The sequence below is a fragment of the Pseudonocardia sp. GCM10023141 genome, assembly GCF_042653605.1.
In genome coordinates, this window is record NZ_JBHSIR010000070.1 from 1 (window position 1) to 14,724 (window position 14,724).

General features: G+C 71.6%; 13 protein-coding genes. 9 read left to right on the forward strand and 4 right to left on the reverse strand.

What is annotated here, in order from left to right; genetic code table 11:
• Positions 1 to 562 (forward strand): hypothetical protein (locus tag ACFPFQ_RS41190; protein ID WP_379628704.1); only part of this gene is annotated, 562 nt, incomplete at its 5' end.
• A gap of 105 nt (positions 563 to 667) precedes the next feature.
• Here ACFPFQ_RS41190 and ACFPFQ_RS41195 read toward each other — a convergent pair.
• The 3 genes from ACFPFQ_RS41195 to cofC all read right to left on the reverse strand — a co-directional run bounded on the left by ACFPFQ_RS41195 (position 668) and on the right by cofC (position 4,953).
• Positions 668 to 1,579 carry an NUDIX hydrolase gene (locus ACFPFQ_RS41195; RefSeq protein WP_379628705.1) on the reverse strand — a complete coding sequence of 304 codons (912 nt, stop codon included), beginning with the start codon at positions 1,577 to 1,579 and terminating at the stop codon, positions 668 to 670.
• On the reverse strand, positions 1,576 to 4,050 hold the full coding sequence (locus tag ACFPFQ_RS41200) for an RNA degradosome polyphosphate kinase (protein ID WP_379628727.1): 2,475 nt from the start codon (positions 4,048 to 4,050) through the stop codon (positions 1,576 to 1,578). The genes ACFPFQ_RS41195 and ACFPFQ_RS41200 overlap by 4 nt, the downstream gene beginning before the upstream one ends.
• A 192-nt stretch (positions 4,051 to 4,242) precedes the next feature.
• Positions 4,243 to 4,953, reverse strand: a complete 711-nt coding sequence (gene cofC, locus ACFPFQ_RS41205; protein ID WP_379628706.1) for a 2-phospho-L-lactate guanylyltransferase — start codon at positions 4,951 to 4,953, stop codon at positions 4,243 to 4,245.
• 73 nt (positions 4,954 to 5,026) lie between these two features.
• Between cofC and ACFPFQ_RS41210 the strand changes: the two genes are divergently transcribed.
• The 4 genes from ACFPFQ_RS41210 to ACFPFQ_RS41225 all read left to right on the forward strand — a co-directional run bounded on the left by ACFPFQ_RS41210 (position 5,027) and on the right by ACFPFQ_RS41225 (position 8,568).
• On the forward strand, positions 5,027 to 5,734 hold the full coding sequence (locus ACFPFQ_RS41210) for a lysophospholipid acyltransferase family protein (RefSeq protein ID WP_379628707.1): 708 nt from the start codon (positions 5,027 to 5,029) through the stop codon (positions 5,732 to 5,734).
• The gene (locus tag ACFPFQ_RS41215; RefSeq protein ID WP_379628708.1) at positions 5,731 to 6,738 is read left to right on the forward strand and encodes an NAD(P)H-dependent glycerol-3-phosphate dehydrogenase; all 1,008 of its coding nucleotides are present in this window, start codon (positions 5,731 to 5,733) and stop codon (positions 6,736 to 6,738) included. Before ACFPFQ_RS41210 ends, ACFPFQ_RS41215 begins: the two co-directional genes overlap by 4 nt.
• Before the next feature lies 1 nt (position 6,739).
• The gene (locus tag ACFPFQ_RS41220) at positions 6,740 to 7,849 is read left to right on the forward strand and encodes a cystathionine gamma-lyase (RefSeq protein ID WP_379628709.1); all 1,110 of its coding nucleotides are present in this window, start codon (positions 6,740 to 6,742) and stop codon (positions 7,847 to 7,849) included.
• Between the two features lie 125 nt (positions 7,850 to 7,974).
• Entirely contained in the window at positions 7,975 to 8,568 is a 594-nt protein-coding gene (locus tag ACFPFQ_RS41225) for an HNH endonuclease (RefSeq protein ID WP_379628710.1), read from the forward strand.
• A gap of 4 nt (positions 8,569 to 8,572) precedes the next feature.
• Here ACFPFQ_RS41225 and ACFPFQ_RS41230 read toward each other — a convergent pair whose 3' ends face one another.
• Positions 8,573 to 9,133: a dTDP-4-dehydrorhamnose 3,5-epimerase family protein gene (locus tag ACFPFQ_RS41230; protein WP_379628711.1), complete on the reverse strand. Its 561-nt coding sequence runs from the start codon at positions 9,131 to 9,133 to the stop codon at positions 8,573 to 8,575.
• Positions 9,134 to 9,166: 33 nt separating this feature from the next.
• Here ACFPFQ_RS41230 and ACFPFQ_RS41235 point away from each other — a divergent pair, with 33 nt between their 5' ends.
• From ACFPFQ_RS41235 to ACFPFQ_RS41250, 4 genes are all read left to right on the forward strand, one after another.
• Positions 9,167 to 10,303 carry a class I SAM-dependent methyltransferase gene (locus ACFPFQ_RS41235; protein WP_379628712.1) on the forward strand — a complete coding sequence of 379 codons (1,137 nt, stop codon included), beginning with the start codon at positions 9,167 to 9,169 and terminating at the stop codon, positions 10,301 to 10,303.
• Between the two features lie 5 nt (positions 10,304 to 10,308).
• The gene (locus ACFPFQ_RS41240; protein WP_379628713.1) at positions 10,309 to 11,646 is read left to right on the forward strand and encodes a glutamate-1-semialdehyde 2,1-aminomutase; all 1,338 of its coding nucleotides are present in this window, start codon (positions 10,309 to 10,311) and stop codon (positions 11,644 to 11,646) included.
• A 79-nt stretch (positions 11,647 to 11,725) separates the two neighbouring features.
• The gene (locus ACFPFQ_RS41245) at positions 11,726 to 12,982 is read left to right on the forward strand and encodes an acyltransferase family protein (protein WP_379628714.1); all 1,257 of its coding nucleotides are present in this window, start codon (positions 11,726 to 11,728) and stop codon (positions 12,980 to 12,982) included.
• A 66-nt stretch (positions 12,983 to 13,048) separates the two neighbouring features.
• The gene (locus ACFPFQ_RS41250) at positions 13,049 to 14,674 is read left to right on the forward strand and encodes a Wzz/FepE/Etk N-terminal domain-containing protein (RefSeq protein WP_379628715.1); all 1,626 of its coding nucleotides are present in this window, start codon (positions 13,049 to 13,051) and stop codon (positions 14,672 to 14,674) included.
• Positions 14,675 to 14,724 lie beyond the last annotated feature (50 nt).

A 14,724-nucleotide genomic window follows, 5' to 3' on the forward strand; every position in this document is an offset into this window, starting at 1 on the left:
CCGTCGCGCTGCGGCAGCTCCGGCCGCTGCCGCGGCTCCCGCTGCCGAGGCCGCTCCGGCCACTCCGGCCCGGCGCACCCGCGCCGCCGCCAAGCCGGCTGCGGCACCCGCTGCGGCACCGGCCGCCGAGGCCACCCCGGCCAAGCCCGCCCGCCGCACCGCGCGGGCCAAGGCCGACGCCTCCTTCGCGGCTCCCGCTGCGAAGGCACCCGCCGCGAAGGCACCGGTCACCAAGGCTCCGGCGAAGGCACCGGTCACCAAGGCTCCGGCGAAGGCACCTGCGGCGAAGACCGCGGCAGCCAAGGCCCCGGCTGCGAAGGCACCTGCGGCGAAGGCCCCGGCGCGCGCCACCGCCGCCACCAATGCCGCCCCGGCCAAGGCGACAGCAGCGGCCAAGGCCCCGGCCACCAAGGCTCCGGCCGTCAAGGCTCCTGCGAAGGCCCCGGCTGCGAAGGCCCCGGCCACCAAGGCTGCGGTTCCGGCCGCGAAGGCCGAGAAGCCCGCGAAGGCAGCGGCCAAGGCCAAGGACGACAAGCCCAAGAAGGCCAAGGGCAAGAAGTAGCCCGGCCGTCCACCGACCAGAGATTGCAGGAAGGCCACCTTGCCGCAAGAATCGTGCGGCAAGGTGGCCTTCCTGCAACGGAGGCCAACGGCGCCCCGGCCACCCTCAGTCGTAGGGGAACCTGCGGTAGTCCGCCGCGCGCAGCTCCGCTCCGGCGAAGGTGAGCACCCAGGTGCTGGCCTTCGCCGACGGCACGTCGTCCGGGTCGATCCCGAGTTGCCGGGACGCCGCATCGGCGAGCTCGCCGACGACGTCGGGGATCACCCCGCCCTGGCTGCAGACCACCGTGACGCCCGGTGTCGCGGCGATCTCCCGCAGCCGCGCGAGACCGGCCGCCGGGTGCTCCCAGTAGCCCTCCTCACCCAGCAGCGGCTCCTCGGTGACCGGGAGGCCGAGATCGGCGGCCAGCGGGGCCACCGTGTCGCGACAACGCACCGGAGGCGCAGCGGCGATCCGATCGGGGCCGAACAGCGGCAGCACCGTCGCAAGGCGCTGGGCCTGCTCGTGTCCCGTGCCCGAGAGCGGGCGCAGGTCGTCGCCGGCGGTCCACTGCTGCCTGCTGCCGGCCTTCGCGTGGCGCACGAGCACGACGGTGGACGTCGGGGTGCCGATCGCGGCGAAGCGGTGCAGGACGTCGACGTCGTGGCGGTAGCTGAGCAGCTCCGCGGCCTTGTCGACATCGACCCAGCGCAGCTCGTCGGTCTCGGAGTTGGCCATGAACTCACCGCCCAGCGCCTCGGCCGCCCAGTACCGCACGAGCTTGGCGCCCTCGGGTACCGCGTAGTGGACGTCGCCGAGCGCGGCGCCGAGCCGGCAGCGCTGCCCGGTCTCCTCGCCGACCTCGCGCACGGCCGCCACCGACATCGACTCGCCCCGCTCGAGCTTGCCCTTGGGGAACGACCAGTCGTCGTAGCGCGGCCGGTGCACGAGCGCGATCTCCGGTGCACCGCCGGGACGGCGCCAGAGAACGGCGCCCGCGGCCCGGACCGCGGGCGCGGTGGCCGGCGGAGTGCTCATTCGCCGTCGGAGTTGCCGGACGGCGCGTGCCGCGCCGTCATCATCTCGGCCTGGTGATCACGAACCGGGGAGATCCCCGACCCGGCGGGCGGTGACGGGGTCCACGAGCCGTCGGCATGCAATGTCCAGCAGCGGGTGGCGGGATCGAGGCAGGAGTCCAGCACCGAGGCGAGCTTGCGAGCGAGCTTCGGGTCTGCCACCCGCAGCAGCACCTCGACGCGGCGGTCGAGGTTGCGGTGCATCATGTCGGCGCTGCCGATCCAGTACTCGTCGGCCGCCCCGAAGTGGAAGACCCGCGAATGCTCCAGGAAGCGTCCGAGTATCGAGCGCACGTGGATGTTCTCCGAGAGCCCCTCACGGCCCGGTCGGATGGCGCAGATGCCGCGCACCACCACGTCCACCTCCACCCCGGCCTGCGACGCCCGGTAGAGCGCATCGATGACCTGCTCGTCGACGAGCGAGTTCATCTTGATCCGGATCCGCGCTGCCGGATCGCCGCTGCGGTGGGCCTCGATCTCGTCCTCGATCCGCCGCACGATGCCGCGGCGCACGCCGTAGGGCGCGACGAGCAGGCTGCGGTAGGACGTCTGGCGGGAGTAGCCGGTGAGCGAGTTGAACAGGTCGGTGAGGTCGGCGCCGATGGTCGGGTCGGCCGTCAGCACGCCCATGTCCTCGTAGATCCGGGCGGTCTTGGGGTTGTAGTTGCCGGTGCCGATGTGGCAGTAGCGGCGGATCGTCGAGCCCTCCTGGCGCACCACCAGCGACGTCTTGCAGTGCGTCTTGAGGCCCACCAGGCCGTAGACGACGTGCACGCCCGCCTTCTCCAGCTCGCGCGCCCAGCGGATGTTGGCCTGCTCGTCGAACCGCGCCTTGATCTCCACCAGCGCCACCACCTGCTTGCCGGCAGCAGCCGCGTCAATCAGGGCGTCGACGATCGGGGAGTCACCGGACGTGCGGTAGAGCGTCTGCTTGATCGCGAGCACGTTCTCGTCGGCCGCGGCCTGCTCGATGAAGCGCTGCACGCTCGTGGAGAACGAGTCGTAGGGGTGGTGGACCAGCACGTCACCCTCGCGGAGGGTGGCGAAGATGCTGCGCGGCGTCTCGCGGTCGGCGAAGGCCGGGTGGGTGGCCGGCACGAACGGCTCGTCCTTGAGATCGGGCCGGTCGACGGCGTGCACGGCCCACAGCGCGGTGAGGTCGAGCAGTCCCGGCACCGTGACGACATCGCCCGGATCGACGTCGAGCTCGCGCAGCAGCAGCTCCAGCACGTGCTCGCTCATCGTGTCGGTGACCTCGAGCCGCACCGGCGGGCCGAACCGGCGCCGGGCCAGCTCGCGCTCCAGCGACTGCAGGAGGTCCTCGTCGCGGTCCTCCTCGACCTCGACGTCGGCATTGCGGGTGACGCGGAAGGCGTGCACCTCCGTGACGTCCATGCCGGTGAACAGATCGCCGAGGTGTGCGCCGATGAGGTCCTCGATCGGCAGGAACGTGACGCTGCTGTCCTTGGTGGCCACCCGCACCAGCCGGGGAACGTTGTTGGGCACCTTGACGCGGGCGAAGCGCTCGGTGCGGCCCTCCGGGTCGCGGACGGTGACGGCGAGGTTCAGCGACAGCCCGGAGATGTAGGGGAACGGGTGGGCCGGGTCGACCGCGAGCGGTGTGAGCACCGGGAACACCTGCGCGGAGAAGTAGTCCGACAGCCGCAGCCGCTGGTCGTCGGCCAGGTCGCGCCAGCGCAGGATGTGGATGCCCTCGGCCGCCAGCTCGGGCCGGACCTGGTCGAGGAACACCCGCGCGTGCGCCTCCGCGATGGCCTGGCTGCGCGCGGTGAGCCGGGCCAGCTGCTCGCGCGGCGACAGCCCGTCGGCGCTGCGCACGGCCAGCCCGGTCTCGTCACGACGCTTCAGCCCGGCGACGCGCACCATGTAGAACTCGTCGAGGTTCGACGCGAAGATCGCCAGGAACTTGGCGCGCTCGAGCGGCGGCTGGCTGGGGTCCTCGGCGAGCGCCAGCACGCGGGCGTTGAAGTCGAGCCACGACAGCTCGCGGTTGAGGTAGCGGTCGTCGGGCAGCTCGGACGCCGGCGCCGGGGTGCGCGCAGGCGGGCTGACCGGCACCGCGGCGACGGCGGGGTCGGCGGGCGGCCGGGTGACGGGCTCGGCGGTGGCCGGTGCGGGGTTGGCGGGTATCGGGGTGGCCGGGATCTTGGTGGCCGTTCCGGTCGAGCGGGCCGCAGCGTGCACCCGGCGCGTCGACGGTCGCGGGGAACGTCGCTTGGCCGCCGGCCCGCCGGCCCGCTGGGCCGGACCGGAGTCCTCGCCCTGCGCCTTGCTCACGTCGTCGCCCACGTCGGTGATTCTTGCGCACGGACGGGCCGGTTGTGACGGTCTCGCCCCGACTTCCGGGTGAAATCTCGACCGAGTGACGACCTTTGTGCTGGTAGGGGGCGGGCAGGTCGGACATACCGGCATTCGGGTGATGTGCGACTCGCGGCCGGATCGGTGGTGGAGGGCGTCGATGGCGTGATCTCGGCCTGCCCCGTCAGCCACATGGTTCCATGAGGCGCCCGCGGCACCCGCGATGACAGCCACGAGGTTCCATGAGGCGCAATCCGAACGCGGCGGGCGACCGCGTTGCGCGCGGCAGCGTCCGGACTCGCCCGATCAGCAGCGTGGGCTGGGTGCCAGCACCGCCCGGGTGTGTGGCCCGAGCCCGATCTCGCCCGCGTCGCGCAGGTCGTCGGAGGTGTCGACGTCGCGGCGCAGCCCCGGCCAGTCCCCGGAGAGCCGCCGTGCCCCGGACGCCTCGTGGCGCCGGGCCGAGTCCGTTCCGAACCGCGGGTCGAGGTCCACGCCCGCCGCGGCGAGCAGGAACGTGGTGCCGGTGCGGTCGGCGTCTGCGCAGAACGCGCGCGGTGCGGTGCCGAAGCCGGCGACGGCTTCGGCGATCGCCGCGTCCAGTTCGTCGGGCCGCAGCGCCGGCAGGTCGGCCTGCAGCGCGCCCACGGTGGCCTGACCGTCACGGGCACGGAGCACGGCGGCGCCGTGCGCGTAGGCCTCGTTCAGCCCCGGGACGGGGCCGTCGGGCACCACGTCGACGCCCAGTGCGGCGAGCTCGGCGGCCACCACGGGATCGGAGCAGACCACCAGCAGCCGGCGCACGGACTCGGCGGCGAGCACCGCGGCGACGGTGTCGTGCGCCAGTGCCAGCGCCAGCCGCGCGTGCGCCCCGGGCTCACCGACACCGCCGTCGGCGGCACCGCGCAGGCGAGACTTCGCCACGTCGAGCGTCTTGACCGGGACCACGAGGTCGACCGGCGTCATCGCGAACACCCCACCATCGTGCACCGCCGGGAGCGACAGGGCGAACGACACGTGGCGTGCACATCGACACTGGCCGCCGGGGAAGGAAGACTCTCGCGGAGATCGTCACTGAACGGAGACTGCGGTGAAGCGTGAGAAGAACGGCTTCTGGATCTCGTTCTGCGCTGTCTTCTTCTACCCGATCAGCTGGCTCGTCGGCCGATCCCGGTTCGAGGGGCTCGAGAACATCCCGCGCACGGGCGGCGCGCTGGTCGTCGCCAACCACATCTCCCACCTGGATCCCGTCTTCACCGGGCTGGAGGTGCACCGCGCCGGCCGGGTCCCGCGGTTCCTGGCCAAGCACAGCCTCTTCGGCACGCCGGTGCTCGGCTGGGCGATGAAGGGAAGCGGGCAGATCCCGGTCTACCGCGAGTCGATCGACGCCCAGCAGAGCCTGCGCGACGGCACGAAGGCGCTCGAGGACGGCAAGGTGGTGCTGATCTACCCGGAGGGCACGATCACCCGCGACCCGGACGGCTGGCCGATGCACTCCCGTACCGGGGTGGCCCGGCTCGCGCTGTCGGCCGACGTCCCGGTGCTGCCGGTGGTCCACTGGGGCACCCGCGAGGTCTACGACGGCTACAACAAGAAGTTCCGGCCGCTGCCGCGCAAGCCGATCACCGTACGGTGCGGCCCACCGGTCGATCTTTCGGCCTACCGTGGCCGTCAGATCGACGCCCACCTGTTGCGAGAGGTCACCGACTTGCTGATGTCCCGGGTCCGGGAGCTGCTGGCCGAGGTGCGGGACGAGCAGGCACCCGCCGAGTTCTTCCGCCGTGGAGCGAAGTCATGAGGGAGGTCCGCCGCGTCGCCGTGCTCGGCGCCGGCTCGTGGGGCACGGCCTTCGCCAAGGTGATGGCCGACTCCGGCCGCGAGGTGGTGCTCTGGGCCCGCCGGCCCGAGGTCGCCGCCTCGATCAACGAGCGGCACACGAACCCGGACTACATGCCCGGCGTCGAGCTGCCCGCCCTGCTCACGGCAACCGGCAACGCCGCCACCGCACTCGACGGCGCCGACGCGGTGGTGCTCGCCGTGCCGTCGCAGACACTGCGGGCCAACCTCGAGACCTGGCGGGACATGCTGCCGCCGGGCAGCACGCTCGTCAGCCTCGCGAAGGGCGTGGAGCTGGGCACGCTCAAGCGGATGAGCGAGGTGATCATCGACGTGGCCGGGGTGGCGCCCGACCGCGTGGCGGTGGTCTCCGGGCCCAACCTGGCCCGCGAGATCGCCGCCGAGGAGCCGACGGCCACCGTGATCGCCTGTTCCGACCACGACCGGGCCGTGGCGTTCCAGCACGCCTGCACCACCGGCTACTTCAAGTCCTACACCAACACCGACGTGATCGGCTGCGAGCTCGGCGGCGCCGGCAAGAACGTCATCGCGCTGGCCTGCGGCATGGCCGCCGGGATGGGCTACGGCCACAACACCCTGGCCTCGCTGATCACGCGCGGCCTCGCCGAGACCGCACGGTTGGGCGTGGAGCTCGGCGCCGACCCGCTCACGTTCGCCGGGCTCGCGGGCCTGGGCGACCTGGTGGCCACCTGCTCGTCGCCGCTGTCGCGCAACCGGACGTTCGGCGAGCGGCTCGGGCGCGGCGAGACGCTGGCGCAGGCCGAGGCCGCCAACCACGGGCAGGTCGCCGAGGGCGTCAAGTCGTGCACGTCGATCTGCGAGCTGGGCGAGCGCCACGGCGTGGAGCTGCCGATCGCCGACGCCGTGCGCCGCGTCTGCCACGAGGGGCTCTCGGCGGCGGAGATGGGGAAGGAACTGATCACGCGTGCGCCCCGACCCGAATGAGATGACGGGCGACGGCACGCGGTGCGTCCAAGGCGGCTCGTCGGCCGCCGAGCCGGGTGCACCGACGCACGCCGGGCCCGTCCTGTCGTCCACGTTCCATCTTGGCTCGCCGGGCGAGGCGGCGGGCGCCGACTTCTACGGCCGCGCCGGCAACCCCACCTGGCGGCAGCTGGAGGCCGCGGTGGGTGCGCTCGACGGCGGCGACTGCGTCTGCTTCGCGTCCGGGATGGCGGCGATCGCCGCAGTCCTGCGCATCGCGGCCCCGCGCGGCGCGATCGTTCTGCCCTCCGACGGCTACTACCTCGCGCGCTCGCTGGCACTGGGCGAGCTCGCGCCGCTCGGCGTCGAGGTCCGGGAGGTGCCGACCACGGGGGAGTGGTCGGGCGCCGTGCTCGACGGCGCCGCGCTGGTGCTGCTGGAGACCCCGTCCAACCCGGGGCTCGACGTCACCGACATCGCGGCGGTCGCCGCTGCCGCCCACGCCGCGGGCGCGCTGCTGGCGGTGGACAACACCACGGCGACGCCGCTTGGCCAGCGCCCGCTCGACCTGGGCGCCGACCTGACGATCGCCAGCGACACGAAGGCGCTGGCCGGGCACGGCGACGTGGTGCTCGGGCACGTGAGCGGCCGGGACCCGGAGCTGATGGCGCTGGTGCGGGAGGCGCGCACCCGCGGCGGCGCCATCCTGGGCCCGATGGAGGCGTGGCTGGCCCACCGCGGCCTCGCGACGCTGGACCTGCGGCTGGCCCGCCAGGCCGACAACGCGCGAGCGGTGGCCGAACTCGCACTCGCGCACCCCGCGGCGTCCGACGTCCGGTGGCCGGGGCTGGCGGGCGACCCGGCGCACGCCGTCGCGGCTCGTCAGATGCGCCGGTGGAACGGGGTGCTGCGGTTCACGCTGGCCGACGACGCGGCGGTCGCGCGGTTCCTGAAGACGTCCACGCTGGTCGAGTCGGCCACCAGCTTCGGCGGGGTGCGCAGCAGCGCCGACCGCAGGCAGCGCTGGGGCGACGACGTCGCGCCGGGCCTGCTGCGGTTCTCCGCGGGCTGCGAGGACACCGCTGACCTGGTCGCCGACGTGCGGGCCGCGCTGGACGCCGCAGCGCCGTGAGCGCCGTTCGAGACACGCCGACGATCAACACGCCGGGGATTTGACACGCGGGCGGAATTCGGCCCCGGATCACACGTGCGTAACCCACCCCCTCTATGGTCTGATCAGCCCAGGGAGGTGGTCGCGTGAAGCATCGACAACCCGACCCCAACGGTGCCGACCCCGAGCCAGGGGAGGTACTGGGGATCGTGCCGCACCCGAGCACGCTCCCGACGGGGTCCCGGGTCCTGCTCCTCAACGCGACTTTCGAGCCGCTGGCGGTCGTCACCGCCAAGCGCGCCGTGGTCCTGATGCTCACCGGCAAGGCCGAATGCGTCGAAGCCACCCTCGACGGTGTCTTCCATTCGGAGAACCTCACGGTCCCCGCACCGTCGGTGATGCGGCTGTCCCGCTACGTCCGCGTGCCCTACCGCCGCGCCGTCCCGATGACGAGGGCGGGCGTGCTGCGCCGCGACGGGCGCCGCTGCGCCTACTGCGGCCGCAAGGCCGACACCATCGACCACGTCATCCCGCGCAGCCGCGGCGGCCAGCACAGCTGGGAGAACTGCGTGGCGGCCTGCCGCAGCTGCAACTCCCGCAAGGCCGACCGGATGCTCGAGGAGATCGGCTGGCAGCTGGCCCAGCCGCCCCGGCCGCCCAGCCGAACGGCGGGTGGGGTGCTGGTGCTGGCCGTGGAACCCCTGCCGGCCTGGGAGCCGTGGTTGACGACGGCCGCGTGAGTGGTCAGGTCGTGGCTGGTGCGCCCAGCGCGGCCACCAGCTCCGCCCAGCTGCCCGCAGCAAGATCCTTCGTGCTGATCGCCTCCACCGGCAGCGGCCACGCGATCCCGAGCGTGGGGTCGTCGTAGCGCACCGACAGGTCCTCGCCGGGCGCGTGCTCGCGGTCGATCCGATAGCAGATGTCGGCCTGCTCGGTGAGCGCCTGGAAGCCGTGCAGGATGCCCGGCGGCACGTACAGGTGGGCGAAGTCGATGTCGTCGAGCGTCACCGCCAGCTGGTCCCCGAATGTCGGTGACGCCGGCCGGGCGTCGACGAGGACGTCCAGCACGGCACCGCGGGCGCAGCGCACGAGTTTCGCCTCGCCGCGTCCGCCCCGCCCGTGCATCCCGCGGATGGTGCCCTTGCGCGAGCGCGACTGGCTGTCCTGCACGAACAGCTCGGGCTGCAGGCCCGCGTCGCGCGCCACAGCCACGTCGAACGTGCGGGTGAAGAAACCCCGGTCATCGTGATGCGGCGACGGGAGAAACAACAGGACCCCGTCGAGCGACATCTCGCGTGCCTTCATAAGACGGTATTCGGCTGTGCGGGGGGAAACGTTATGAGCGCGCTGCGGTGCCGCTTCTGCTCCGCGGGGGCCGGTGAGCTGGTGCTCGACCTGGGTGAGCAGCCTGCCTGCGAGTACTTCCCGTCGTTGCGCGACGTGACCGTCGACGCCGTCTTCCCGCTGCGACTGTGGCTGTGTGCCGACTGCGGTCTCGTCCAGCTCGCCGACGACACAGACCTCCCGGATCAGCCGGAGGGGATCGAGCCCACCGCCCTGACCAGCCAGCGCAGCGATGCCGTGGCCGCGGCGCATGCGGCCGGACTGCTCCCGGCGGGTGCCACTGTCGCCGAGGGCGCCACCCCACACGGCGGGTCGTGGGCCACGGAACTCGCCGCGCGCGGGCTGGTTCCGGTCGATGGTGATCAGCTCGCCGACGTGGTGGTGGACGGGTCGTTCGGCATGATGCACGCCACCGACCAGGCCGCGGCGCTCACCGAGCTGGTCGGGCGCCTCGCGCCGGACGGTGTGTTCCTGTTCCAGTTCCACTCGCTCGCCGCGATCCTGCGCGAGCAGCAGTGGAACGCCGTACGGCTGGGGCATTACGCCTACTACAGCGTTCCGGTGCTGCAGCGCATGCTCGCCGACCACGGTCTGGCGATCAGCAATGCCTGGACTTTTCCGCTCTACGGCGGCACCGTCCTGATCGCTGCTCGCCGGGGCGGCATTGCCGACGCGTCGGTGGCGACCACCATCCGTGGCGAGATCGCCGACGGGGTGCTCAACCCGGCGGCGCTGCGGATGCTGCAGCACTCCGTCGACACTTCGACGGCGGCGCTGCGCGCGCTCGTCGAGGACGCCACCGGAGCGGGACAGAAGGTGTACGGCTACAGCGCCGCGAGCCGCGCCGTCGCTCTGATCTGCCTCGCCGGCCTGCGCGCCGACACATTGCTGGGGGTCGGCGACGCCGCCCCGGCCAAACACGGTTGTCGCATGCCGGGGACCACGATCCCGGTGCTGGATCCCACCGCGCTGGTGGCCGCGAAGCCGGACATCGTCCTGATGTTCGTCTCGGATCTGCTGCCCGAGGTGCGCAAGGCACTTCCGGAGATCGAGTCGGCGGGCGGAAGGTTCGTCGATCCGACCGCGCTTGCGCACACACCCGAACCGACCACGATGGGAACGATCGCGTGAACGGCATGTCCTTCGAACGTTCGACGGCAGCGCAGGCCCGCTTGCACGAGCTGGTGCCCGGCGGTGCGCACACGTTCGCGAAAGGCTCGGACCAGTACCCGGAGGGTATGGCTCCGGTGCTGGTCAGCGGCCGTGGTGCGCGCGTGCGCGACATCGACGGCAACGAGTTCGTCGAGTACGGGATGGGCATGCGGGCCGTCACGCTCGGACATGCCTACGAGCCGGTACTCGACGCCGTCCGCAGCGTGCTCGCGGGCGGGTTGTCGTTCACCCGCCCCACCGATCTGGAGCTGGCCGCTGCGGAGGACTTCCTCGCGCTCGTGCCCGGCGCTGACATGGTCAAGTTCTGCAAGAACGGCTCCGACGCCACCAGCGCGGCGATCCGACTCGCCCGCGCCGCCACCGGTCGGGATCTGGTGGTGCAGTGCCACGACCAGCCCTACTTCTCCGCACAGGACTGGTTCGTCGGGACACTTCCGATCAATGCTGGTGTGCCGGGAGCGGTGCGGTCGCTGATCCGGTCGTTCGGCTACAACGACCTCGACTCGCTGCGCACGGTGCTCGAGGAGAACTCGGGCCAGGTCGCCTGCGTCATCCTCGAGGCCGCCACTGCGCTGGCCGAGCCCGCACCGGGCTTCCTCGAGGGGGTCCGCGAGCTGTGCGACGGTCACGGAGTGGTGCTGATCTTCGATGAGATGATCACCGGATTCCGGTGGGCGGCAGGTGGTGCGCAGTCGATCTATGGCATCACCCCGGACCTGTCGACGTGGGGCAAGGCGATGGGCAACGGCTTCCCGATCGCGGCGCTGGCCGGACGGCGTGAGTTGATGGAACTCGGTGGGCTCGGCACCGACCGCGCCCGGGTCTTCCTGCTCTCCAGTACCCACGGCGCGGAGTCGGTGTCGCTCGCGGCGTTCCGTGCGGTCGTCCAGGCCTACCGGGAGACCGATCCCGTCGCGGCGATGGAGCGCCAGGGCCGCGCCCTCGCCGACGGCGTCAACGCAGTGGCCGCCGAAGCGGGGATCGCCGACCGGCTCGACGTCGCGGGCAGACCGTCGTGCCTGGTCTTCCGCACGAAGGATGCCGAGGGTGTCCCGTCACAGGCGATGCGGACGCTGTACCTGCAGGAGATCCTGCAGCGCGGGGTGCTCGGCCAGAGCTACGTGATCTCGGCCGCGCACACCGACGCCGATGTCGAGCAGACCGTCGACGCCGCTCGCGGTGCCGTGTCCGCGTACCGAAAGGCGCTCGAGACCGGCCGTCCCGAGGACCTGTTCGCCGGGCGGCCCGTGGCGCCCGCACATCGGCAGTACGCCGCTCCGCGGCGGCTGACCGAGCGCTGACGACGGGATCGAGGACCCGAGTCAGTGTCCGATCCCCGTTCCGATCCTTGACCCACATCCGATGTTGCGGAGGAGGCAGATGGCCACCGGTCGTCACGATCCAGCCCTTCCCGGCGCTGCCCGCCGGCGCTACGACCTGTTGGACGGGCTCCGCGCGATTGCCGCACTGATGGTGGTCGGCTACCACGCACGGACCAGAACCGGTGCCGATGACGCGCTCTGGGACGGCGGCCTGCAGTTGAACATGGGCGTCACGGTGTTCTTCGTGCTGTCCGGGTTCCTGCTGTACCGCCCGTTCGTCGCGGCCCGCCTCAGCGGGTCGCCGGGTCCCCACACCGGGCGCTACCTGCGACGGCGGGTGTTGCGGGTGGTGCCCGCGTACTGGGTGGCGATCACCGTCCTCGGTCTCACCCTGCCGTTCTACGTTCCGGTGCTGACAGGCGACTGGTGGCTCTTCTACTCGCTCGGCCAGACCTGGGCGCCCGGGCGGATGTTCGACGGTCTGGCGCCGGCCTGGAGCCTGTCGGTGGAGGCCTCCTTCTATCTTGCGTTGCCGCTCTACGCCATGGCGTTCCGACGCTGCACGAGACGGATGACCGCACGTCAGCAGGTCCGGATCGAGTTCGCCCTCCTTGCCGTAGTGCTGCTGATCACCGTTCTGGCCAGACGATTCGCCTTCAGCCGGGGGGACGGACCGCTGGGTTTCCTGGTGTGGTCCCTGCTGGGGCACGCTGACTGGTTCGCCGGTGGCCTCGCGCTGGCGGTGGCCAGCGTGCTGTGGGAGACAGCGGCCGTACGCCCCCGGTGGGTGCGGTTCGTCGAGCGTAGGCCCAACGCCTGCTGGGGCGCTGCCGCCGCCATCTTCGGTGCGGCCGGGTTCGTGCACGGCAGCCCTGGTGATGTGATTCACATTCTCAGCCTCGCCGTTGCCGTGCTGCTGGTCGCGCCCGCGATATTCGGGGATGAAACGGCCGGCGCAGCGCGGCGCTTCCTGGCGATGCGTTCGATCCGATGGCTCGGACTGATCTCCTTCGGGATCTTCCTGTGGAACGAGCCCCTCTCGAGCTGGTTCAACGCGAACGGCTGGAACGAATGGGGATTCCTGAACGGCGACGTACCCCTGTTCGTGCTGACGGCTGCGGCCGCGATCGTTGCCGGAGCAATCAGTTACTACGCCGTCGAGAGGCCGCTACTCGCCCGTTCGGGTCCCCGGTCTCGCCATCGGGCGCAACGTAATAGTGGAAGCACACCGCGCGAGTACCCCAGTGCAGAACCGCGTCCCGCCGTCACGGCGGCGGCGCCCGCCGATGTCGGGGAAGGTAGGAACCGTGAGTGAGCACATTCGCGACACACCCGCTGCGGACGCGCACAGGCCGCGGGTCGCCGGGCGCGGGGGCGCGCGATGACCTTCCTCCACAAGTACGGAATGCCGGTGCTTCGCCGGTGGCCGCTGATCCTCGTGATCACCCTCATCGCCACCGCTGCTTCTGTGACGTGGGCGCTGACCAAGGCATCCCCGGTGTGGACGGCGACGGCCGCGCTCACCACCCAGTCGCAGAACCGGGCTCCTGAGCAGGACGCCGTGCTGTCGCTGGGATACGTCGACTATTTCAACCAGTCCACCTACCAGCAGCTGCTTCGTTCCGAAGCCAGTATCCCCAACGACATCGTGCTGAAGGCGACGACCGGAGCAGCGAGCCCGATCCTCTATGTGAACGCCACGGCCGCCACACCCGAGCGGGCGCGCAGCGCCGCGGCTGCGGCCGCCGCCGGTTTCCAGGAGGATGTTCGCCGCAGCCTGGTGGCCGAGCGGACCCGTGAGGTCGGTGACCTGCAGACCCAGGTCGACGCGAATGTCAAGGAACTGCAGCAGCCCGGCACGACCGCGGCCGAGGGCAACGTGATCCTCGACCAGATCAGGTCGTTGCAGGGGCGCATCACCGACATCGGGTCCGACGCCACCAACCACATCAAGCAGCTCCAGCCGGAGCCTGGCCTGACGAACTCCACCCCGAGCCAGGTCGTCAACATCGCCGCGGGTGCTGCGGGTGGGCTGGTGCTCGGCCTGCTGCTGGCGCTGCTGTTGGCACGGCTCGATGACCGAGTCCGCTCGGGGGATGACATCCGGTCCACCGGACTGGAGCCGCTGGCCGACCTCACTGGCCTGCAGAGCGCAGCGGCTCGCGTCCGATCAGTGGAGACGATCGTCAACGGGTTGAGCCTCGTGAGCACCGGCAGCACGGTGGTGACCGTGGTGTCCCCGCAGCGAGGTCCGGCGGGATCGCGCTTCGCTCACGAGCTCGCCTCGACGTTTGCTTCCCGCCGCTCCGGGTCCCTGCTCATCCGAGCTGACCTGAGAGGTTCGATCGGAGCCTCGGCCCAAGGCCTCGTCGAGGTGCTCTGCGGGCGGATCCGCATGTCCGCGGCTGTCGTCATCCAGCGCACGGGCCTCACTGTTCTCCCGGCCGGCAACCTCGCCGGACGAGACCCCTACGCAGTCGTGGAGCCCGACCGGTTCGTCGAGTTGGTCGGCGAGGCTGCGAGGGGTTACGGCCTGATCGTCATCGATGCTTCGCCATTGGATGAGGCACCGGAAAGCCAGGTGATCTGCGCGGCCTCCGATCGCGTCGTGGTGGTGGTCGAACGGGGAACGGCGAGTCGTCGCCACCTCCGTGAGGCCCAGCGCCTCCTCTCCGACGTGCACGCGCGGGTCGCAGGCGTCGTGGTCGACGCAGCTCCCGCCGGGGTCCCGGCCGCCCGCGAGGATGGAGACCACGACGACGATGTCGATCGGTCGGTCACCGTGGGGCTGAAGCTCAACGGGGTGTCGAGCAACGGCTCGAGCGGCGGCGGATCCAGCACCAATGGATCTTCTTCCAACGGCTCGTCGAGTCTGGAGCCGTCCGGTGCCGGCTCCATCGACTACGGTGCGGGATTCTCCGACTCCGCCACGGCGCGGTTGGTCGCCCTGCACCAGCCCAGCTCGGTGTCGAGCGGTGCCGAATCCGCTCGGTCTGCCGGCGAGTAGATCATGGTCGATCTGCGCGGGCGCGGATCCGGACAGGCGAGGACGGCAGC